21 protein-coding genes and 1 pseudogene are annotated in these 21,511 nt (G+C 70.8%); 8 read left to right on the top strand and 14 right to left on the bottom strand.

The features are described from left to right. The first annotated feature begins 22 nt into the window (after window positions 1-22). Entirely contained in the window at window positions 23-1,108 is a 1,086-nt protein-coding gene (locus tag O7616_RS20325; protein ID WP_282303450.1) for a DUF3866 family protein, read from the top strand. A gap of 153 nt (window positions 1,109-1,261) precedes the next feature. On the opposite strand, the gene O7616_RS20320 is transcribed toward O7616_RS20325, so the two are convergent. The 4 genes from O7616_RS20320 to rfbA all read right to left on the bottom strand — a co-directional run bounded on the left by O7616_RS20320 (window position 1,262) and on the right by rfbA (window position 4,479). Then, on the bottom strand, window positions 1,262-1,465 hold the full coding sequence (locus tag O7616_RS20320) for a hypothetical protein (protein ID WP_282303449.1): 204 nt from the start codon (window positions 1,463-1,465) through the stop codon (window positions 1,262-1,264). A 67-nt stretch (window positions 1,466-1,532) separates the two neighbouring features. After that, window positions 1,533-2,891: a Pup--protein ligase gene (gene pafA, locus O7616_RS20315; protein ID WP_282259613.1), complete on the bottom strand. Its 1,359-nt coding sequence runs from the start codon at window positions 2,889-2,891 to the stop codon at window positions 1,533-1,535. 68 nt (window positions 2,892-2,959) lie between these two features. Next, window positions 2,960-3,583 (bottom strand): dTDP-4-dehydrorhamnose 3,5-epimerase, encoded by a 624-nt coding sequence (gene rfbC, locus O7616_RS20310; RefSeq protein ID WP_282303448.1) that lies wholly within the window; start codon window positions 3,581-3,583, stop codon window positions 2,960-2,962. Continuing rightward, window positions 3,580-4,479 carry a glucose-1-phosphate thymidylyltransferase RfbA gene (gene rfbA / locus O7616_RS20305; protein ID WP_282303447.1) on the bottom strand — a complete coding sequence of 300 codons (900 nt, stop codon included), beginning with the start codon at window positions 4,477-4,479 and terminating at the stop codon, window positions 3,580-3,582. The genes rfbC and rfbA overlap by 4 nt, the downstream gene beginning before the upstream one ends. Before the next feature lie 89 nt (window positions 4,480-4,568). Between rfbA and rfbB the strand changes: the two genes are divergently transcribed. The 6 genes from rfbB to O7616_RS20275 are packed head-to-tail and all read left to right on the top strand — an operon-like array spanning window position 4,569 to window position 9,863. After that, entirely contained in the window at window positions 4,569-5,570 is a 1,002-nt protein-coding gene (gene rfbB / locus O7616_RS20300) for a dTDP-glucose 4,6-dehydratase (RefSeq protein WP_282303446.1), read from the top strand. Continuing rightward, window positions 5,567-6,469, top strand: coding sequence for a dTDP-4-dehydrorhamnose reductase (rfbD, locus tag O7616_RS20295; protein WP_282303445.1), 903 nt, complete (start codon window positions 5,567-5,569; stop codon window positions 6,467-6,469). Before rfbB ends, rfbD begins: the two co-directional genes overlap by 4 nt. Further along, the gene (locus tag O7616_RS20290) at window positions 6,466-6,837 is read left to right on the top strand and encodes a DUF2304 domain-containing protein (protein WP_088989662.1); all 372 of its coding nucleotides are present in this window, start codon (window positions 6,466-6,468) and stop codon (window positions 6,835-6,837) included. Before rfbD ends, O7616_RS20290 begins: the two co-directional genes overlap by 4 nt. Next, on the top strand, window positions 6,830-7,531 hold the full coding sequence (locus tag O7616_RS20285) for a glycosyltransferase family 2 protein (protein WP_282259625.1): 702 nt from the start codon (window positions 6,830-6,832) through the stop codon (window positions 7,529-7,531). Before O7616_RS20290 ends, O7616_RS20285 begins: the two co-directional genes overlap by 8 nt. Then, entirely contained in the window at window positions 7,528-8,835 is a 1,308-nt protein-coding gene (locus O7616_RS20280; RefSeq protein ID WP_282303444.1) for a polysaccharide biosynthesis protein, read from the top strand. Before O7616_RS20285 ends, O7616_RS20280 begins: the two co-directional genes overlap by 4 nt. Before the next feature lie 2 nt (window positions 8,836-8,837). Then, window positions 8,838-9,863: a glycosyltransferase family 2 protein gene (locus O7616_RS20275; RefSeq protein ID WP_282303443.1), complete on the top strand. Its 1,026-nt coding sequence runs from the start codon at window positions 8,838-8,840 to the stop codon at window positions 9,861-9,863. 218 nt (window positions 9,864-10,081) lie between these two features. Here the strand turns inward: O7616_RS20275 and prcA are convergent. From prcA to arc, 7 genes and pseudogenes are all read right to left on the bottom strand, one after another. Then, window positions 10,082-10,774 (bottom strand): annotated as a pseudogene (gene prcA, locus O7616_RS20270) (proteasome subunit alpha); the annotation flags it as partial. Between the two features lie 61 nt (window positions 10,775-10,835). Further along, on the bottom strand, window positions 10,836-11,675 hold the full coding sequence (prcB, locus tag O7616_RS20265; RefSeq protein ID WP_282303441.1) for a proteasome subunit beta: 840 nt from the start codon (window positions 11,673-11,675) through the stop codon (window positions 10,836-10,838). Then, on the bottom strand, window positions 11,594-12,265 hold the full coding sequence (locus tag O7616_RS20260; RefSeq protein WP_282303439.1) for an endonuclease VII domain-containing protein: 672 nt from the start codon (window positions 12,263-12,265) through the stop codon (window positions 11,594-11,596). The genes prcB and O7616_RS20260 overlap by 82 nt, the downstream gene beginning before the upstream one ends. Before the next feature lie 6 nt (window positions 12,266-12,271). Beyond that, on the bottom strand, window positions 12,272-12,487 hold the full coding sequence (locus tag O7616_RS20255; protein ID WP_030332902.1) for a ubiquitin-like protein Pup: 216 nt from the start codon (window positions 12,485-12,487) through the stop codon (window positions 12,272-12,274). 104 nt (window positions 12,488-12,591) lie between these two features. Continuing rightward, window positions 12,592-14,109, bottom strand: a complete 1,518-nt coding sequence (gene dop / locus O7616_RS20250; protein ID WP_348773826.1) for a depupylase/deamidase Dop — start codon at window positions 14,107-14,109, stop codon at window positions 12,592-12,594. Between the two features lie 110 nt (window positions 14,110-14,219). Then, a complete protein-coding gene (locus tag O7616_RS20245; protein WP_282303438.1) occupies window positions 14,220-16,220 on the bottom strand; it encodes a hypothetical protein in 2,001 nt (666 codons plus the stop codon). 151 nt (window positions 16,221-16,371) lie between these two features. Next, a complete protein-coding gene (gene arc / locus O7616_RS20240) occupies window positions 16,372-18,156 on the bottom strand; it encodes a proteasome ATPase (RefSeq protein ID WP_282259641.1) in 1,785 nt (594 codons plus the stop codon). A gap of 178 nt (window positions 18,157-18,334) precedes the next feature. Here arc and O7616_RS20235 point away from each other — a divergent pair, with 178 nt between their 5' ends. Next, window positions 18,335-18,625 carry a ferredoxin gene (locus tag O7616_RS20235; protein WP_282303437.1) on the top strand — a complete coding sequence of 97 codons (291 nt, stop codon included), beginning with the start codon at window positions 18,335-18,337 and terminating at the stop codon, window positions 18,623-18,625. 55 nt (window positions 18,626-18,680) lie between these two features. Here O7616_RS20235 and O7616_RS20230 read toward each other — a convergent pair whose 3' ends face one another. The 3 genes from O7616_RS20230 to O7616_RS20220 are packed head-to-tail and all read right to left on the bottom strand — an operon-like array spanning window position 18,681 to window position 21,443. Then, window positions 18,681-19,253 (bottom strand): hypothetical protein, encoded by a 573-nt coding sequence (locus O7616_RS20230; protein WP_282303436.1) that lies wholly within the window; start codon window positions 19,251-19,253, stop codon window positions 18,681-18,683. 46 nt (window positions 19,254-19,299) lie between these two features. Next, window positions 19,300-20,292 carry a tRNA (adenine-N1)-methyltransferase gene (locus O7616_RS20225; protein WP_282303435.1) on the bottom strand — a complete coding sequence of 331 codons (993 nt, stop codon included), beginning with the start codon at window positions 20,290-20,292 and terminating at the stop codon, window positions 19,300-19,302. Beyond that, window positions 20,289-21,443, bottom strand: coding sequence for a site-2 protease family protein (locus tag O7616_RS20220; protein ID WP_282303434.1), 1,155 nt, complete (start codon window positions 21,441-21,443; stop codon window positions 20,289-20,291). The genes O7616_RS20225 and O7616_RS20220 overlap by 4 nt, the downstream gene beginning before the upstream one ends. Between the last annotated feature and the right edge of the window lie 68 nt (window positions 21,444-21,511).

The raw sequence follows: 21,511 nt of genomic DNA, 5'->3' as shown, positions 1-21,511 counted from the left end.
CCGCGCGGCTAGCGTGCCCGTCATGGTGCGATGGCGTACGGGGACGGTGGCGAAGCTGCGACGGCAGTGGACCGGGGCGGTGGAGCTGGACGTCGACCTTGCCGACGGCATGAGCATGCGGGCGCTTGCCTACCCGGAACTGGTCGGTACTCCCGAGCCCGGCGACCGGGTGCTGCTCAACGCCGGTGCGCTGCTGATGGGGTTGGGCACCGGCGGGTACGCCCTGGTGGTGGCCCTGCCGGACCGGCTGCCGCCGGACCCTGGGTCGGTCGGCGACACCCGTGACGCCGGGCACCTGGTGAAGGCCCGCTACACGCCGTTGCAGCCGATCCTGCTCGGCGTGGACGAGGAGGCGTCCCCGCACCGCGACGTGCTGGCCGACGCGGACGACCTGGGCGGTCTGCCGGTGGTCACCGCCGACCTGCACTCGGCGCTACCGGCGATCCTGGCCGGCATCCGCGCCGACGCCCCGCGGGCGCGGGTGGCGTACCTGCTCACCGACGGTGGGGCGCTGCCCGCCTGGTTCTCCCGCACCCTCGCCGGGCTGCGTGAAGAACTGGTCGGCACGATCACCGTCGGGCAGGCATTCGGCGGCGACCTGGAAGCCACCACCCTGCACGGTGGTCTGCTCGCCGCCCGGCACGTGCTGGGCGCCGACGTGGCGATCGTCGCCCAGGGCCCCGGCAACCTGGGTACCGGCACCCGGTGGGGCTTCTCCGGCGTCGCGGTCGGCGAGGCGGTCAACGCGATCGTCACGCTGGGCGGCCGGGCGGTCGGCTCGCTGCGCATCTCCGACGCCGATCCCCGCCCCCGGCACCGGGGCGTGTCACACCACAGCCTGACCGCGTACGGCCGGGTGGCGCTCGCCCCGGCGGAGCTGGTGGTGCCCGACGACCTGGACCCGGCCCTCGCCGCCGAGGTGGACGCGTCGCTGGCGCCGCTGACGGCCCGACACCGGATCGTCCGGGTGCCCACCGCCGGTCTGGACGCCGCGTTGCGGGCCACCACCGTGCCGCTGTCCACCATGGGCCGCGGTCTCGATGCCGACCACGCCTACTTCCTCGCGGCCGCCGCCGCCGGCCGCCACGCGGCAGCCCTGCTCCCCTAACCCGCCCTGCCCCGGCCCAACCCCCGCTCCCGTCGATCATGGAGTTGGGGTGGCCGGAAGGTGGGTTTCCACGGCTTGTGTTCCCACCACAAGTCCATGATCGACGACGAGCGGGGTGGGGGCGCGGGGGGTGGTGGGGTGGGGGGTGGGGGGTTAGGCCAGGAAGATCAGGGCTAGCCAGCCGCCCACGATGAGGGCCAGGGCCAAGGCCAGCACCCAGGTCGGCACGGTGTATTCACCGCGTCGGTTGCGGTCGATCTCGGCGCGGATCTTCTCCCGCCGGCGTTCGACCCAGTTCTGCCGCTCGGCGCCGCGCTCGGAGGGCTCGGAGCGGTCGGAAGGTCCAGAAGTCGTCATGGCGCGCTCAGCCTACCGGTTGCGCCGGCCCCGTCGACGCACACCACCGCCGGGGCCGGCACACCCGTCACATGCTGGCGATCAGCCGCTCCACCCGCTCGTCGTACGCCCGGAACGGGTCCTTGCAGAGCACGGTGCGCTGCGCCTGGTCGTTGAGCTTCAGGTGCACCCAGTCGACGGTGAAGTCGCGTCGCTTCTCCTGGGCGTGCCGGATGAACTCGCCGCGCAACCGGGCCCGCGTGGTCTGCGGCGGGGTCTCCTTCGCCTCGAAGATCTCCGGGTCGGTGGCCACCCGGTCGACCTCACCGCGGCGCTCCAACAGCCCGTAGAGGCCGCGACCGCGACGAACGTCGTGGTAGGCCAGATCCATCTGCGCCACCCGGGGGTGCGACAGCGGCAGGTCGTGCTTGCGCTGGTAGCGCTCGATCAGCCGCAGCTTGCTGACCCAGTCGATCTCGCGGGACACCGGCTCCAGGTCACCGGTCTCCACCGCGTGCAGCACCCGGCCCCACAGCTCGACGACCCGCTTGGCGGCCTGGTCGCCGCCCCGCCGCTCGACGAACTCGGTGGCCTTGGCCAGGTATTCCTGCTGGATCTCCAGGGCACTGACCTCCTTGCCGGAGGCCAGTCGCACCTTGCGCCGGCCGGTGATGTCGTGCGACACCTCCCGGATCGCCCGGATCGGGTTCTCCAGGGACAGGTCGCGCATCACCACCCCGGCCTCGATCATCCGCAGCACGATGTCGGCGGTGCCGACCTTGAGCAGGGTGGTGACCTCGTTCATGTTGGAGTCCCCGACGATCACGTGCAGCCGCCGGTAGCGCTCGGCGTCGGCGTGCGGCTCGTCGCGGGTGTTGATGATGGGACGGCTGCGGGTGGTCGCCGAGGAGACGCCCTCCCAGATGTGCTCGGCGCGTTGCGACAGGCAGTAGACCGCGCCGCGCGGGGTCTGCAGGACCTTGCCGGCCCCGCAGATCAACTGCCGGGTGACCAGGAACGGGATGAGCACGTCGGCGAGCCGACCGAACTCGCCGTGTCGGGAGACCAGATAGTTCTCGTGGCAGCCGTACGAGTTGCCGGCCGAGTCGGTGTTGTTCTTGAACAGGTAGATCTCACCCGCGATGCCCTCGTCGTGCAGTCGCTTCTCCGCGTCGACGAGCAGGCCCTCCAGGATCCGCTCGCCGGCCCGGTCGTGGGCGACCAGATCGGTCACCGAGTCGCACTCCGGTGTCGCGTACTCCGGGTGCGACCCGACGTCCAGGTAGAGCCGGGCCCCGTTACGCAGGAAGACGTTGCTCGACCGCCCCCAGGACACCACGCGCCGGAACAGATAGCGCGCGACCTCGTCCGGGGACAGCCGCCGCTGCCCGCGATAGGTGCAGGTGACGCCGTACTCGGTCTCGAGGCCGAAGATTCGCCGCTCCATGGTGTGACATTAGCCGCCCGGAGGCCCGGTTCGTCACTGTCACACCACAGGTCGTGCTCCAGGCGTGCTCACATACCGGTTGAGTGCGACATTCCGTCCGGCCCGAGGCTCGCCACGAACCGCCGGCAGGCGTCGTACTCCGGCAGCAGACCTCGCTCGCGGGCCTGGGCGAGGGTCGGCGCCGCGTCGTCGCGGGCGGACAACTGCGGGACGTCGGCGGGCCACTCGATGCCCAACTCCTCGTCCAGCGAGTGCACCGCGTGCTCACCGGTCGGGTTGTAGGTGGCCGAGCAGAGGTAGCTCAGCGTCGCGTCGTCGGTCAGCGCGCAGAAACCGTGCCCCAGCCCCTCGCTGAGGTAGACCGCCCGACGGTCGGTGTCGTCCAGCCGGACGCCCTCCCAGCGGCCGAAGGTCGGCGAGCCCACCCGCAGGTCCACGATCACGTCGAGGACCGCGCCGCGTACGCAGGTGACGTACTTGGCCTGCCCGGGTGGGACGTCGGCGAAGTGGATGCCGCGCACCACGCCGCGCGCCGAGACCGACAGGTTCGCCTGGGCCAACCGCAGGGGGTGCCCCACCGCCTCGGCGAGCGCGTCGAAGCGGTACCACTCCATGAACATGCCGCGCGGGTCACCGTGCTGCTGGGGGGTGATCTCCCAGGCGCCCTCGATGCCCAGCTCCCGGATCTTCACCAGGCACCCCCGTGCTGGCCGGCCGGAGCGTCCTGCTCGGCCAGCAGGCCGAGCAGGTAGTCGCCGTAGCCGCTCTTCGTCAACGGCGTGGCGAGCGCGCGCAACTGGTCGTCGTCGATGAGCCCGGACCGCCAGGCGACCTCCTCGACGCAGCCGATCTTCAGGCCCTGCCGCTCCTCGACGACCCTGACGAACTCGGCCGCCTGCATCATCGAGGTGAACGTGCCGGTGTCCAGCCAGGCGGTGCCGCGGTCCAGCACGGTGACCGACAGCTCGCCGGTCTCCCGGTACGCCTCGTTGACGGCCGTGATCTCCAGCTCGCCGCGGGCGCTCGGAGTGAGCTTGCGGGCGATGTCCACCACCCGGTTGTCGTAGAAGTACAGGCCGGGCACCGCGTAGCGGGACTTGGGCCGGGCCGGCTTCTCCTCGATCGAGCGCACCCGCCCGGCGTCGTCGAAGTCGACCACGCCGTACTCCTGCGGGTTGGCCACCTGGTAGGCGAAGACCCGCCCGCCGATCGGGTCGGCGTGCTTGGCGAGCTGCCGACCCAGGCCGACGCCGTGGAAGATGTTGTCGCCCAGGATCAGCGCCACCGACTCGTCGCCGATGAAGTCCGCACCGAGGATGAACGCCTGCGCGATGCCCTCCGGGCGCTCCTGGCTCGTGTACTCCAGCCGCAGCCCCAGGTGGCTGCCGTCGCCGAGCAGCCGGCGGAACTGGTCCTGGTCCTCCGGAGTGGTGATCACCAGGATCTCCCGGACCCCGGACATCATCAGGGTGGAGAGCGGGTAATACACCATCGGCTTGTCGAAGATCGGCATAAGCTGCTTCGAGACCGCCCGGGTGATCGGCCAGAGCCGCGAACCGGTGCCGCCGGCAAGTAGGATTCCACGCACCGGGAGAGCCTAGCCGGACAGGCGCCGAACGCGCCGGGGGGTCATGCCTCGGCCGACGCGCGGAACATTTCGCGTAGACTTCCCGACCCGTGAGGATCCTCGTCACCGGCGGAGCCGGATTCATCGGGTCGGAGTACGTTCGCCTGCTGCTGGGCAAGCCCCTCGGCAGCGCCGAAGGCGTTCCGCCACTCGACCCGGCGGTCGTGACCGTGCTCGACAAGTTGACCTACTCGGGCAACCTGGCCAACCTCGACCCCGTACGAGACGACCCGCGGTTGCGGTTCGTGCAGGGCGACATCTGCGACCCCGTCGTGGTCGACGAGGTCGTCGCGGGCCACGACGTGATCGTGCACTTCGCGGCCGAATCGCACGTCGACCGGTCCATCGCCGGCGCCGCGCCGTTCGTCACCACCAACGTGCTGGGCACCCAGACCCTGCTCGACGCCGCGCTGCGCCACGGCACCGGCCGTTTCGTGCACGTGTCCACCGACGAGGTCTACGGCTCCATCGACGAGGGCTCCTGGACCGAGACCTGGCCCCTGGCGCCGAACTCCCCCTACTCGGCGTCCAAGGCCGGCTCGGACCTGCTCGCCCTGGCCTACCACCGCACCCACGGCATGGACGTCGTCGTCACCCGCTGCTCCAACAACTACGGCCCGTACCAGTTCCCCGAGAAGGTCATCCCGCTGTTCGTCAGCAACCTGCTCGACGGCGGTACCGTCCCCCTCTACGGCGACGGCGGCAACATCCGTGACTGGCTGCACGTGCACGACCACTGCCGCGGCATCGCCCTGGTCCAGCAGAAGGGTCGCGCCGGCGAGGTCTACAACATCGGCGGCGGCACCGAGTTGACCAACAAGGAACTCACCGGCCTGCTCCTGGACGCCTGCGGTGCCGGTTGGGACCGTGTCGTCCCGGTCACCGACCGCAAGGGCCACGACCGCCGCTACTCCCTCGACATCACCAAGATCAACCAGGAACTCGGCTACGCCCCCAGCGTCACCCTCGACCAGGGGCTCGCCGACACCGTCGCGTGGTACCGCGACAACCGCGCCTGGTGGGAGCCGTTGAAGGCCACGCCCACCGCATGACCCGACTGGTCGTCACCGGCCTGCTCGTCACCGGCGCCGGCGGAATGCTCGGCCGGGACCTGGTCACCGTGCTGCACACCCGCTCCGACCTCAAGGTGACCGCAGCCACCCGCGCCGACCTGGACATCACCGATCCCGCCGCCGTCCACGCCGCCGTCCGGGACCACGACGTCGTGATCAACACGGCGGCCTGGACCAACGTCGGCGGCGCCGAGGACGACGAGGCGGCAGCCACCGCCGTCAACGGCGACGGGGTGGCGAACCTCGCGTCGGCGTGCGCGGCCAGCGGCGCCCGGCTGGTCCAGGTCTCCACCGACTACGTCCTCGCCGGCGACGCGCGCACCCCGTACGCCGAGGACGCGCCCACCGCGCCGGTCAACGCCTACGGCCGGAGCAAACTGGTCGGCGAGCAGGCCGTCACCCGACTGCTGCCGGACACCGGGTACGTGGTCCGCACCGCCTGGCTGTACGGCGCGCACGGGCCGAACTTCGTGACCACCCTGCTCCGACTCGCCCAACAGCGGGAGCACATCGACGTGGTGGACGACCAGCACGGCCAGCCCACCTGGTCCTATCGGCTCGCCGAACAGCTCGTCGCCCTGGTCGACGCGGCCCGGGGCGGTCGGGTCGCCCCCGGCGTCTACCACAGCACCTGCACCGGCCAGACCACCTGGTACGGACTGGCCCGTGCCGTGTTCGCACTGACCGGTCTCGACCCGGAGCGGATTCGACGCACCACGGGCGACCGGTATCCTCGTCCTGCTCCCCGACCGGCGTACAGTGTGCTCGCGCACAGCCGCTGGGCGGCCGCGGGCCTGCCGTCGCTCCCGGACTGGCATGCCACCCTCGTCGAGGCGTTCGACTCCCCCGCTCCGCCCGTTCCGTGGAAGGTCGCATGAAACTCACCCTCGTCACCGGCCTGACCGGCCTGATATTGCTGGCCACGATCGTCGAGCTGCTGCGCCGCCGACAGCTCCGCGAGAAGTACGGCATGCTCTGGCTCGGCGTCCTCGTGATCGTCATTCCGCTGTCGCTCTTCCCCCGCCTGTTGGACAACGTCGCCGAACTGCTCGGCGTCGCCTCCGGTGTGAGCCTCGTGCTCTTCCTCGGCATCGTCTTCCTGCTGCTGGTCTGCGTGCACCTCAGCTGGGAGGTCAGCCACCTGGAGGAGGAGACCCGCACCCTGGCAGAAGACTTCGCCCTGCTCCGCGCGGAGATCGACGCGGACCGGGCGGCCCGAGACGAACTGGTGTCGCACGATGGTTAACGGCAAGCGGGTCCTCATCATCATCCCGGCGCTCAACGAGTCCGGTTCGATCGCCGACGTGGTCCAGGAAGTCCGCGGCGAGCTGCCGGGCGTCGACGTGCTCGTCGTCGACGACGGCTCCACCGACCGCACCGCCGCGGTCGCCGCCGCCGCCGGCGCCCGGGTCGCCAAGCTGCCGTACAACCTCGGCGTCGGCGGGGCCATGCGGTGCGGCTACCGCTACGCCCGCGACCACGACTACGACGTCGCGATCCAGGTCGACGCGGACGGCCAGCACGATCCCCGGTACGTGCCGAAGCTCGTCGACCTGCTCGACGAGACGGACCTGGTGATCGGCGCCCGGTTCGCCGGTGAGGGTGACTACACCGTCCGCGGCCCCCGCCGCTGGGCGATGATCATGCTCTCCGGCGTGCTGTCCCGCGTCGCGCGCACCAAGCTCACCGACACGACCTCCGGGTTCCGGGCCGCCAACCGCCGGGTGATCGACATGTTCGCCACCTGGTACCCGGTGGAGTACCTGGGCGACACCGTGGAGACGCTGGTGCACACCGCCCGACGCGGTTACAAGATCCGCCAGGTGCCGGTGGCCATGCGCAAGCGCATGGCGGGCACCCCCAGCCAGTCGCCCGCCAAGGCCATGATCTACCTCGGTCGGGCCTTCGCCGTCCTCACGTTGGCGCTCATCCGCCGGTGATCCGCAGGCTGCTGAGTCTGGTCCCACCGGGCACCGTCGCCGTCGGCGCCGGTCTGGCCCTGCTAGGGTTGGCCTCCTACGTCCACCTGGCCGTCGCCGGGCACAGCCTCACCGAGGCGGACTACTCGTCCCTCTCGGTGCTCTGGTCGATCGTCTTCACCCTGGGCATCGGCCTGTTCATGCCGGTGGAACAGGAAGTCGCCCGACTCGTCGCCGCCCGGCACAGCCAGGGCCTTCCCCCCGGGCCGGTACTGGCCCGGGGGGCGGTCCTGGCCGCCGGCCTGCTCGCCGCCATGGTCGCGCTGATCATCGCCGTCCGGGCGCCGCTCGCCGACCGGCTCTTCGACGGCGACGGCACCATGGTGACCGTCCTGATCGGGTCACTCGCCGGGCTCGCCATCGCGCACACCACCCGCGGCGTCCTGTCCGGCCTGCAACTCTTCCCCTGGTACGGCACCCAACTCGGCATCGACGGCGGCCTGCGGATCGTGCTCGTCGCCGTGCTCGGCCTGACCGGCGTCACCAACCCGGTCTGGTTCGGCGCGGTGCTGGTCGTCGCACCGATCGCCGGTGTCATCCTCACCGCGCCGCCGGTGCTGCGCGCCATCGGCGGCGGCACGCCCCTGGCCTGGGCGCCGATACTGCGTGGCCTCGGCCTGCTCATCGTCTCCAGCCTGCTCGCCCAGGTCGTGGTCAACATCGGCGTGATCAACGTCAAGGTGCTGGACCCGTCCGACGTGGCGACCGCGGGCGCGCTCCTCAGCGCCCTGGTGCTGGTGCGGATCCCGCTGTTCGTCTTCGCGTCGCTGCAGGCGTCACTGCTCCCCGGCCTCGCCACCACCGCCACCACCGGTGACCTGGCCGGCTTCCACAGCCTGCTGCGCCGGGCCCTGGGCATCGTCACCGCGCTCGGCCTCAGCGGCGCCGCGGGTGCGGTGCTGCTCGGCCCGTGGCTGGTGCAGACCCTCTTCGACGCTCCCGACGTCCTCGGCCACGGCGACTTCGCCTGGCTCGCCGTCGCCACCCTCGCCTACCTGTGGGCCATGGTCCTCGGGCAGGCGCTGCTCGCCCTCGACCGGCACCGGGCCCAGGCCCTCGCCTGGGCCGTCGGCGTGGCCGCCCTCGTCGTCGCCACGCTCGCCCCGGTCGCCACCGCGCTGCGGGTGGAACTCGGCTACGCCATCGGATCCGTCGTCGTCGCCGCCACCATGGCCGTCCTGCTGCGCAACCACACCCCCCGCTCGACGTCCACCCACACCCCTGCCCTCGAGGCCGTCACGCCGGGAGTGACCGGAGGAACCTGATCATGGCTCCGCCCCGGATAACCGTGGTGATGCTGGCGTACGGCCCCGAGCCGTACCTGGTCGACGCCGCCCGCGCCGCCCTCGCCAGCACCGACGTGACCGTCGACCTGGTCGTCGTCGACAACGGATGCACCGGCGGCGGCATCGACGCCGTGAAGAACCTCCCCGGGGTACGCGTGTTGTCCCCCGCCCGCAACACCGGCTACGCCGGTGGCTGCGACGTCGGTGCCGCCGAGGCGACCGGCGACTGGCTCGCCTTCGTCAACTCCGACGCGATCGTGGCACCCGACGCCCTCGCCAAGGTCACCACGGTCGCCGCCGAGGAGGACGTGGGTGCCGCGATGGCATCCATCCGCCTGGCCGACCGACCCGAACTGATCAACACCGCCGGCAACCCCCTGCACTTCGCCGGCCTCTCCTGGGCCGGCGGCAACGGCGAACCCGCCACCGCCCACGCCCACCGCCGTTCCGTGCCGTCACTGAGCGGCTGCTGCTTCGTCATCGGCAGGCACCTCTGGCGGGAGCTCGACGGCTTCGCCCCCGAGTACTTCGCCTACCACGAGGACACCGAACTCAGCGTGCGGTTGCGGCAACGCGGCCTGCGCCTGGAGTACGTGCCGGACGCCGTGGTACGCCACCACTACGAGTTCTCCCGCAACGCCCTCAAGCTCTACCTGGTCGAACGCAACCGGCTGGTCACCCTGCTCACCACCTACCAGGCCCGTACCCTCGCGCTGCTCGCCCCCGCACTGCTGCTCACCGAAGCCGCGATGCTCACGAACGCGCTGACCGCCGGCTGGGCCCGACACAAGATCCGCGGCTGGCGCTGGCTGTGGCAACACCGAGGCTGGGTGCGCAGCCGCCGCCGGCGGCTCCAGGCCGAACGCCGGGTGCCCGACGGCGTCATCGCCGAGCTGATGACCGGTCGGCTCCCGCCCACCGACGTCACCACCCCCGGGCTGGGCGTGTTCAACCTCCTGGCCGGGGCCTACTGGACCCTCGCCAAACCGCTGCTCAAGCGCCACTGACCGCCGGACCCACCCGGGCCGGAAACGCGTCACGGCGGGCAGCCGAGGAATCCCCAGCCGCCCGCCGTGACGATCGGTCGCTACGTGCCGTCCGCCGGCTTGTCCTCCAGGTCAGCCGAACCCGCCGACGTCGTCGGCTTGTGCGCCTCCGTCGTCGGCTGCGCCGGCGTGTCGGTTCCACCCGCCTCCCCCGGCTGCTCCGCGGCGGCGACATCGCCGTCCAGCAAAGCGGTCAGCGCGGCACCGGTGATCCGGCGGAACGTACGCCCAACCCGCTGGCGGTCCAACACCGCCACCTCCAGCTGGTTGGCGGCGATCGTCCGGGCCGCCCCGCCCTCACCGCCGGCCGTGCTCAACGCCTGCACCGCCACCCGGGCCGCCTCCGCGAGGGACATGTCCGCCCGGTGCTGCGACTTCAACACCGCGGTGATCGCCTCGGCCTGACCACCCATCGCCATCCGACCCGGCTCGTCGTTGACCGAGCCGTCGTACGTCAACCGGTACAGCTCGTCGGCGTCCGCGGTGGCCCCGACCTCCGCCACGCAGATCTCCACCTCGAACGGCTTCGACTGCTCGGTGAAGATCGCGCCGAGCGTCTGCGCGAACGCGTTGGCCAGGGCCCGACCGGTCACGTCACGCCGGTCGTAGCTGAGCCCGTTCAGGTCGGCCATCCGCACACCGGCCCGACGCAGATTCTCGAACTCGTTGTAGCGGCCGACCGCGGCGAAGCCGATCCGGTCGTAGATTTCGCTGACCTTGTGCAGGGCACTGGAGAGGTTCTCCGCGACGAAGAGCACCCCACCGGAGTAACTGAGGACCACCGCGCTACGACCCCGAGCGATGCCCTTGCGGGCCAGCTCGGAGCGATCGCGCATGATCTGTTCGGGCGAGGCGTAGAACTGCATGGCCACGGCGGCGGTTCTCCTTACGGCGCTGTGCTGACGACTGCTGACTGGTGGGGGTGGACGGGGCTCAACCGCCCGGGTTCTCCATCCGACCGGCGACCACGCCCTCGGCGATCTCCGCCGTCTCGGCGTCGGTCAGCCGCCGCGTGCCCTCCGCGGTAGCGGTCATCACCACCGGATAGATCCGACGGGTCAGGTCCGGGCCACCGGTCGCGGTGTCGTCGTCGGCCGCGTCGTAGAGCGCCTCGACCGCGAGCCGCGTCGCGTCGTCGACCGACAGGCCCGTCCGGAAACGCTTCTTCAGCGCCGACTTCGCGAAGAGCGAGCCGGAGCCGATCGCGTCGTAGCCGGTCTCCTCGTACGGGCCACCGGTCACGTCGAAGCTGAAGATCCGGCCGGCCCGCGTCGGATCCGCGGCGGCCAGGTCGAAGCCCGCGAACAACGGCACCACCGCCAGGCCCTGCATGGCCGCGCCCAGGTTGCCGCGGATCATGGACGCCAACCGGTTGGCCTTGCCGTCCAGCGAGAGCATCGCGCCCTCGATCTTCTCGTAGTGCTCCAGCTCCACCTGGAACAGTCGCATCAGCTCGATCCCGATGCCCGCGGTGCCCGCGATGCCGACCAGCGAGTACGCGTCGGCCGGGTGCACCTTCTCGATGTCGCGCTGGGCGATCAGGTTGCCCATGGTGGCCCGTCGGTCGCCGGCCATCACGACGCCGTCGGCGGCCGAGATGGCCACGATGGTCGTCGCGTGCGGCGCCAGGTCGGCTGCCATGCCCGGCGGCAGCGGCCGCCGGCCGGGCAGCATCTCGGGGGCCACGCGACTCAGGAACGTCGTGAAGGAGGACGTCCCCGCGTTGGTGAACACATCTGGTAGACGCCCGGATGGATCAAAGCCCGCTGCCACGTGGTTCCTCTCAGGTACGTGATCGCCCTGGCCAGCCTCATGGGACTGTCACGGAACTGGCCAAGACCACCGTTGCAGTTGAAGCAGAGTATCCCGCGCACCCATCCGGTGCGATGATCGTGGTCCAGATGTTGCGGGTCGGCGCCGCCACAGATCGCGCACACCCCGCCCTGCTCCGCCAGGAGCTCCTGAAACTCCTTCTCGCCCACGCCGTACCGCCGCTGTAGGTGGTACTCGCGTGTGCCGCCGTAGAGCCGCTGCGCCCTTCCTTTGCCTCGAGCATTGTGGCAAGGCTTGCAGTAGCTATGCCGACCACTCGCCCTGGTCGTGGTGGTGGGGAAATCGTCGAGCGGTTTGATCTGCTCGCAGTCCGGACACCACTTCAGGCCCTCACCTACGGGCGTCGGCGACTTCCTCTGCGGCGCGATGCCTCGTTGGCGCCGGCTCGCCTCCGACCGGACCTTGGCGCACGCTTTGCAGTAGAAGGCCAGACCGTCCACCCGGCGTCGATCGCGGTGGAACTCGGTGCGGGCCAGCACCCTCTTGCACTGCGGGCACACCTTGTCCGAGGAGTCGGTCAAATCGGACATATGCCTCTATTGACCCCCTTTCTGTACATAGCCCCTGACAAATTCCTCTGCGTTCTCTTCGAGGACGGAGTCGATCTCGTCGAGGAGGTCGTCGACGTCCTCGGTGATCTCGGCGTGCCGCTCGGCCACCTCAGGGTTGGCCTCGGTGGTGACGTCCTCGATTTCCTCGCCCTGACGGGACTTGCCGGACTGCGACTGGCCGCCGCTGTCATGAGTGGCCACTGCTGCCTCCTCCACGATCGTCTGCGATGAACTTACCTCGCGCGGGCGACGAAAAGCCCGCCGCGCGCCGCCTTGCGGCACACGACGGGCAAACGAACCGTGGATCAGCCTCCGGTCAGCGTCTCCAGCAGGTCCTTGGCGCTGGCGCAGCGGTCGAACAGCGCCCCGACGTGCGCGCGGGTGCCCCGCTCCGGTTCCATCATCGGCACCCGCACCAGCGACTCCCGACCCACGTCGAAGATCACCGAGTCCCAGCTCGCGGCGACGACCTCGGACGCGTACTGAGCGAGGCAGCGACCACGGAAGTAGGCCCGGGTGTCCTCCGGCGGCTCGGTCATCGCGGTACGCGTCTCGTCGTCGGTGAGCAGCGTCTTCATCGCGCCCCGGGAGACCAGCCGGTGGTAGAGGCCCTTCTCCGGCCGGACGTCGGAATACTGCAGGTCGACGAGCTGGAGCTTGTGCGAGCCCCAGCCGAGCTTCTCCCGCTCCCGGTAACCTTCGAGCAGCCGCAGCTTGGCCACCCAGTCCAACTCGTCGACGCAGAGCATCGGGTCACGCCCGAGCCGGTCCAGGACGCTCTCCCAGCGGTCGAGCACGTCGACGGTCTGCTCGTCGGCGTCGGTGCCGTAGCGGTCGTCGACAAAGGACCGGACCCGCTCCAGGTACGCCCACTGCAGGTCGAGTGCGGTGAGCCGGCGACCGTCGCGCAGTCGCATGAGGTGCGACAGGCCGGGGTCGTGACTGACCGCGCGCAGCTCGCTGACCGGGTCGGCGATGCCGAGGTCACCGCCGAGCGCCTTCTCCTCGATCATGGTGAGGATCAGCGCGGTGGTGCCGACCTTGAGGTAGGTGGAGATCTCGGAGAGGTTGGCGTCGCCGATGATGACGTGCAGCCGGCGGTACTTGTCGGCGTCGGCGTGCGGCTCGTCCCGGGTGTTGATGATGGGCCGCTTGAGCGTCGTCTCCAGGCCCACCTCGACCTCGAAGAAGTCGGCGCGTTGGGAGATCTGGAAGCCGCTCTGCCCGCCGTCCTGGCCGATGCCGACGCGGCCGGCGCCGCAGACGATCTGCCGGGTCACGAAGAACGGCGTCAGGTACGCCACGATGTCGGCGAACGGGGTCTGCCGGCGCATCAGGTAGTTCTCGTGGGCGCCGTAGCTGGCGCCCTTGTTGTCGGTGTTGTTCTTGTAGAGGTGGATCGGCTGGCTGCCGGGGATGGTGGCGGCCCGGCGGGACGCCTCGGCCATCACCCGCTCGCCGGCCTTGTCCCAGCGCACCACGTCCCGTGGGGTGGTGACCTCCGGAGTGGAGTATTCGGGGTGTGCGTGGTCGACGTAGAGCCGTGCGCCGTTGGTGAGTATCACGTTGGCGAGGCCGAGATCCTCGTCCGCCAGGGCTTCGGCCGGGTCGTAGGCCGCCCCGGAGTAGGTGAAGCCGCGGGCGTCGCGCAGCGGCGACTCCTCCTCGTAGTCCCAGCGGGCTCGCCCACCCCGGTTGAGCTCTGGGCGAGCCCCGTACGCGTTGACCACCTGCGACGAGGTGACCATCGGGTTGGCCCCGGCCTGTCCGGGCACGGAGATGCCGTACTCGACTTCGGTGCCCATGATGCGACGTACCGTCATGCGACCACTCGCTTCGCTCGCCCCTGGAGCCGGCGTGACCGCCGCTCACACCATCGAGACTAGTCTGCGCGGTGGCCTATCGCGCGGCCCTGCCGGTCGGCGCGGCGCGGCTACCGGGTCATGGTGGCCTGCAGCGGCACCACGGTCAGGCCCGAGCGCAGCGAGGGATCCGCTCCGAGGATCTCGTCGATGGCCTGCTGAGCGCTCCGGTCGGCCACCAGCAGCCGCAGTGGGCGGGGCACCCGGCGCAGGATCTGCGCGGTCCGGGCCGGCTCCTGGAAGGTGGGGAAATAGATGCCCGACTCGGTCTGACCGCTGGTGCTCTGGATCGCGGACAGGAAGATCGACTCTCGGTAGCTCTGCGTGCCCTTCTGGTCGACGACGAGTGTGACGGTGCCGGGGATCGCCGGGTACGCCTGGGCGGCGACGGCCGTGACGAACGCCGTCCGGCTGACGGCTCTGCGGTCGTGGTGGGCCCAGGAGCCCGCCCAGGTGGTGTCGCTGCCGTTGCGGTGGAAGTATCCGCCGGTCAAGCTCACCATGCCGGTGCCGGCGAGCACGGCGAACGTCACCAGGACGGCGCTGGCGACGGCGGGGAGGGCGGCGGTGATCGGACGGCGCCGCGGCTCGGGGTCGGGGCTCTGCGCGGGCACCGGCACCAGTCGGGCGAGCGCGGCCGTGCCGGCGATGAACACGACGATGAGCAGGTGCGCGGTCTTACCGACGTAGTACGCGGGTTGGGTGCCGTTGACCAGGTTCGCCGCGGCCACGCCGCCGCAGAAGAGCAGGGTGACGGCCAGGACGGCCAGGTAGCGCCGCCACGGGGGTTCGCCGAGGTTGGTGCGGGCGAGGACGGCGGCGACGACGAGCGCCCCGAACCCGAGGACGGTCAGGAAGGTCGCCGCCGGTGGCACACCCCCCGGGGCGGCCAGCGCCTCGCCCTGTCCGGCGACGACGACACCGATGACGGCGGTCAGTGGGGCGAGCACGGCGGTGGGGACCGCGACCACGGCGACGGTGCGGGGGCGGAGGCGCAGCCGACGCCGGTCCGCGATCAGCCAGCAGAGCGCCATGGCCCCGGCCGGTAGCAGGAAGAGGTAGTAGCTGAAGCCGATGCCGATCAGCAGTGCGCCGATGAGGAGTAGTTGTTCGCGGAGCCGGTGCAGGGGTCGGGCGACCAGGGCGACGAGGATCGCGGCGAGGCTGAGCCCGAAGGTCTCGCTGGGGTAGCCGGCGACGAACAGCCGGGGCAGCTCGGTGCCGAGGGCGAGCGCGGTCACGGCGACGATGAGGACCATGCGGCGCGGTGGGTGGAGCGGACCGGCGAGGTGGTGGGCGGCCCAGATCAGCGTCAGCACCAGCATCGCGAAGGTGGCGAGGGACCAGAAGAGGTAGTGGTTCATCAGGGCCGGCCCGCTGGGCGGCTCACCGGGGGTCTGGAAGCCGTCGAGCAGGGCGGTGAGGAGGTGCCAGCCCTGCGGGTAGTGGATCAGGCCGGAGAAGATGTGCTGTCGGGAGACGTCGGGGTCGACGAAGAGGTAGCCGCCGAGGCGGCCGATCGCGTCGAAGAGCGCGGGGTGCCGGGAGTTGTCCTCGCCGATCATGGCGAGGTTGAGGCGTTGACCGAAGCCGTCGGCCCGCAGGTAGGGGGTGGCGAGGTACCCGGCGGCGACTGTTGCGGCGGTGAGCGAGACCAGGTCGGACCATCCGGGGCGGGGCAGTCGGGGGGCGCGGCGGGACAGCACTGCGGCCAGGGCCAGGACGGTGAGCGTCAGGCCGGTGACCGGGACCGGGTGCAGCTCCCAGGGCCAGACGGTGAAGATCAGGCCGGCGGCGCAGGTGAGGCCGGCGAGCAGGGCGAGGGCGAGGACCAGGCGGTCGAGCAGGCTTCGTCCGGAGCGCAGCAGACCGGCCGTGCCGAGCAGGATCAGCGGGGGCAGCAGCCACGGGGTGTCGACGGCGTTCGCGGCGACCGGGACGAGCCAGCAGGCGAGGAACACGGCGAGCAGTACGCCCGCCCGGGGGCGCGGCCGTACGGGTGCGGCGCCCCGGTCCCGGCTGTCGGCGCCTTTCGGCACTCCTGGCGTCTCCAACGTGGCCTGGGCGCGCACCGTCGTCCTCGTTCGGTAGGTCGGTGAAATCGCCGCAGTCTAGCCGGTGTGGATGGAGCCGTTTGCCCAGTTCAGCGAGGTGTCGGTGAACGACGGGTGAACGATGCACGCAGCGGCGGCACCGGACGTGTCCGGTGCCGCCGCCGGGCGGTCAGAGGTATTGACCGGTGTTGCTGGCGGTCTCGATGGACCGGCCGGCCTCGGTGCCCTTGCCGCCGGAGACGAGCGTGCGGATGTAGACGATCCGCTCGCCCTTCTTGCCGGAGATGCGGGCCCAGTCGTCGGGGTTGGTGGTGTTGGGGAGGTCCTCGTTCTCGCGGAACTCGTCGACGCAGGCGTCGAGCAGGTGCTGCAGGCGCAGCCCCTTGCGACCGGAGGTGAGGAACTCCTTGATGGCCATCTTCTTGCTCCGGTCGACGATGTTCTGGATCATCGCGCCGGAGTTGAAGTCCTTGAAGTAGAGGACTTCCTTGTCACCGTTGGCGTAGGTGACCTCGAGGAAGCGGTTCTCCTCGGTTTCGGAGTACATCCGCAGCACCACGGCGTCGATCATGGCCGCGACGGTGGCCTGGGGGTCGGCCCCGTGCTCGGTCAGGTCGTCCGGGTGCAGGGGCAGCCCGGAGAGGATGTACTTCGAGAAGATGTCCTTCGCCGCTTCGGCGTCCGGCCGCTCGATCTTGATCTTCACGTCGAGCCGACCGGGGCGCAGGATCGCCGGGTCGATCATGTCTTCCCGGTTGGAGGCGCCGATGACGATGACGTTCTCCAGCCCCTCCACGCCGTCGATCTCGCTGAGCAGCTGCGGGACGATGGTGTTCTCCACGTCGGAGGAGACACCGGAACCGCGGGTCCGGAAGATCGAGTCCATCTCGTCGAAGAACACGATCACCGGCGTGCCCTCACCGGCCTTCTCCCGTGCCCGCTGGAAGATCAACCGGATGTGCCGCTCGGTCTCGCCGACGTACTTGTTGAGCAGCTCGGGGCCCTTGATGTTGAGGAAGAAGCTGGTGTGCTTCTCCTTGCCCTGCCGCTCGGCGATCTTCTTGGCCAGCGAGTTGGCCACCGCCTTGGCGATGAGCGTCTTGCCACAGCCGGGCGGGCCGTAGAGCAGGATGCCCTTGGGCGGGCGGAGCTGGTGCTCACGGAACAGGTCCGCGTGCAGGAAGGGCAACTCCACCGCGTCGCGGATCTGCTCGATCTGCGACTGGAGGCCACCGATGTCGCTGTAGTCGACGTCGGGCACCTCCTCCAGGACCAGCTCCTCGACCTCGCTCTTCGGGATCCGCTCGTACGCGTACGCCGAGCGGGGCTCGATCATGAGCGAGTCGCCGGCCCGGATCGCCGAGCCGATGAGTGTCTCGGCGAGGTGCACGATGCGTTCCTCGTCGGAGTGGGAGACCACCAGCGCCCGGTCACCCGGCCCGCCACCTGGCCCTTCCAGGATCTCCTTGAGCATCACCACCTCACCGACCCGCTCGTAACCGAACGCGTCGACGATGTTGAGCGCGTCGTTGAGCAGGACCTCCTGGCCACGGCGCAGGTCGCCCACCTCGAGCGAGGGCGAGACCGCGACCCGTAGCTTGCGACCGCCGGTGAAGACGTCCACCGTGCCATCGTCGTGCTTGGCCAGGAAGACGCCGTAGCCACTCGGCGGTTGCGCGAGGCGGTCGATCTCCTCCTTGAGCGTCACGATCTGCGTGCGAGCCTCCTTGAGGGTGCTCACCAGCCGGTCGTTGTTCTCGGTCAGCCGCGCCAACTGTGCCTGGGTGGCCGCCAGCCGCTCTTCGAGCTGCCTGACGTGTCGGGGGCTTTCGGTCAACTTGCGCCGCACCAGGGCGAGTTCCTCCTGAAGGAACGCGACCTGCGTGGAGAGATCGTGGGCTTCCTTCTCCCACCGTGCGGCGCGCGAGTCCGCGTCGTCGCTGCGTGCTGCCACGTCCCACCTCCCCGGGGGGCTTGAACGTTCTGCCCTAACACTAGCCGCTATGAGGCCGATTCGGTCCCACGCAACACCCTCGTCACCGAACCTTGATCGCCAAGGGTGGCCTGACGGGCCGTTACCGGCGTTCGGGTAACGTCGGAGCGTAGGACGGGAGAACATGGGGGGTGCACCGGTGGCCGAGGTCGCGACCGATCAGCTGCAGGTCTGGGTGGACCAGGATCTCTGCACAGGCGATGGGCTCTGCGTGCAGTACGCGCCGGAGGTCTTCGAGTTCGACATCGACGGTCTCGCGTACGTCAAGAGCGCCGACGGCGACCTGCAGATGGCGCCCGGCAGCCGGGTGGACGTGCCCGCTCACCTGCGGCTCGAAGTGATCGACTCCGCGAAGGAGTGCCCGGGCGACTGCATCCACGTGGTGCGCGGTGACGGTGTCGAGGTCGCCGGGCCCGAGGCCGAGGACTGACCGACCGCGCCGGCCGGACCCGCGCGGTCCGGCCGGACCCCGGAAGGGGTACGCCTCAGAGCATCGGACGGCCGACCACCGAGGCGACCAGCCGGGCGAATTCCTCCAACCGGGCGATCTGCCCGGCCCCGCCGTCGTCGAGGGTCTTGCCGAAGCGCAGCGCGTCGTGCCGTGGCGTGGCGGCCATCTCCTCGCTCGGCGGCGCCTCGTCGAGTGAGGTCAGCAGCAGGTAGACGTCGATGCTGTCGACCCGGATCTCGCCGCTGTCGGACCGGTTGAGCCGCCGCCGGCAGCCGACCTCGGTGATGGTGGATACCGGCACCACCCGCAGCGACGACGTCATCGAGCCCGGCGGGCCCTCCTCCGGGGGCACGTCCTCGCCGTGCCACAGGATCAGCCGGCTGCCGTCGCAGACGACGACCTCCTGCCACACGCCGTTGACCTCGTTGACGAAGCGTTCCAGTGTGAAGCCGAGCACCGACGCGCCGCGCAGCACACCACCGAGCGCCTCCAGGGCGACGTCCGGATCGCGCAGGTAGGCCCGCGCCGCCGACTCGAGGTCCTGGTAGGGCGACCAGTCGGGAAAGACGGCGGGAAGGTCACCGCCGCCGTAGCCCGGTCGGCTCATGCCGGCGCCTCCCCCTGCTCGCCGCTGCCGACGCCCAGCTTTCTGGTCACGGCCTGTCCATCTCCCCCGCACCGCCGGGCTGTGCACCGGCCGCCCGGGCGGCGGCTGCCTGCCGGGCCGCCTCCGCGTCGCGCAGGTCCTGACGGCGCTGCGCGTACGCCTCGGTGCCCTTGCTGGGCTTGCGCCGACGCGGCGGCGCGGTCACCCCCGGGGCCAGTTTGCGCGCGGACACCAGGAACGCGGTGTGCGCGATCATCCGGTGGTCCGGACGGACGGCGAGGCCCTCGGCGTGCCAGTCGCGCACCAGGGACTCCCAGGCCCGCGGCTCGGTCCAGCCGCCGCGCTCGCGCAGCGCCTCCACCAACTCGGAGAGCTGCGGTGTGGTGGCGACGTAGCCGATGAACACCCCGCCGGGCACCAGCGCCCGCTCCACCATGTCGAGGGTCTCCCAGGGGGTCAGCATGTCCAGGATGATCCGGTCGAAGCCGGTCTCCTGGCACTGGGCGACGTCACCGACGTGCAGGTGCCACGACGGGTGCGGGCCGTTGAAGAAGGCCTCGACGTTGCGCTTGGCGATCTGGGCGAAGTCGTCGCGCAGCTCGAACGAGTGCAACTCGCCCTCGGTGCCGACGGCGCGCAGCAGGGAGCAGCTCAGCGCGCCGGAGCCGGCGCCGGCCTCGAGGACCTTCGCGCCGGGGAAGATGTCACCCATCGCGACGATCTGCGCCGAGTCCTTCGGATAGATGACCTGGGCGCCGCGCGGCATGGACAGCACGTAGTCCGACAGGAGTGGCCGCAACGCCAGGAACGCGGTGCCACCGCCGGAGGTGGTCACCACGCTGCCGTCGGGGAGCCCGATCAGCGCGTCGTGCGCCAGGATGCCGCGGTGGGTGTGGAACTCCTTGCCCGGCTCCAGCGTCACGGTGTGCATCCGCCCCTTGGGGTCGGTCAACTGGACCCGGTCGCCGGGCCGGAATGGCCCTCGGTGCACGGGTGTCAGCGCCGGCGTGGCGGGGACGGTGGAGGGAGTTGCGGTCACTGTGTCATCTTCCGGTTGGGTTCGAGGAGCTGTGCGAGGTCCGCGATGTGCAGAATGCCGACGACATCTTCGCCTGACGTCACCACGTACTGCGCGCCCGGGTGGGTTTGAACGGTGTCCATCACCCGCTCGCCGTCCCATCCGACGGCCAGGGTGGGGATCGTGCCCAGTGATCGGGCGACGGCGTCCACCGCCAGCCAGGGTCGGCGCTCGACCGGCACCGCCTCGGCGGCGGTCGGGTCGACCAGCGCCACCGGCCGGCCCTCCGAGTCGGTGACCAGCAGGGCCGAGTCGGGTCGCCCGGCGTCGGCGCGTCGGCGCTGGGCCTCGGCCAGCGGGGTGCCGGTGGCCACCGGCCAGACCGGGCGGGCCAACCGGGACAGGTCGATGAGCGGGAACCGGCGGCTGACCCGGGCGGCCCGGATCGACTGCCCGGCGCCGCGCCAGAGGGTGACGGCGACCAGCAGCATCAGCGGCAACGCCAGCGGTGCCAGGAGGTCGGCGACGGTGAGGACCAGCACCAGGATCGTGGTGCCGACGGCGACGACGCGCCCCGCCCAGCCGGCGACCTCGGTGCCGAGGTGCCGGTCGCGGCTCAGCCACCACACCGCGGCGCGCAACGCCCGGCCGCCGTCGAGCGGCAGGCCGGGCAGGCTGTTGAACAGGGCGACGATGACGTTGCTGACCGCGAGCTGGAAGGCGAGCTGGTGGACCACGGTCCCCGGCTCCAGCGCCAGGGTGGCGGCGACGGCGAGCACGCCGAGGACCGCGCTGACCGCCGGACCGGCCAACGACACCAGCAGGTCGACGCGGGGTGACGGGGCGTCCCGGTCCATCTCGGTGTAGCCGCCGAGCAGTTCCAGGGTGATCCCGCGCACACCGATGCCGTAGCGGCGGGCGGTGAGGGCGTGCCCCAGCTCGTGCAGCAGCACCGAGCCGAGCAGCGACACCACGAAACCGAAGCCGATCAGGTAGCCGCTGATCTGCGGCAGGTCCAGCTGCCGGGCGGCGAACTCGGCGTACAGCACGGCGATGACCACCGCGAGCAGGACCATGGAGCCGTTGAGGTGCAGCGGCACCCCGAACACCCGGCCGACGTCGAGGCCGAGGCGGCGGTCGGGTCGGCGCGGTGGCCGGGTTCGTGGCTCCATCGCCACGATGCTACGGACCGTCGCTGCACGGGGCGGGCGGCGGTCGGTGTCACACCGGTGCCCTAACC

This window comes from Micromonospora sp. WMMD964 (assembly GCF_029581455.1).
Lineage (GTDB): Bacteria > Actinomycetota > Actinomycetes > Mycobacteriales > Micromonosporaceae > Micromonospora.
This window is presented reverse-complemented; position numbering and strand designations above follow the sequence as displayed.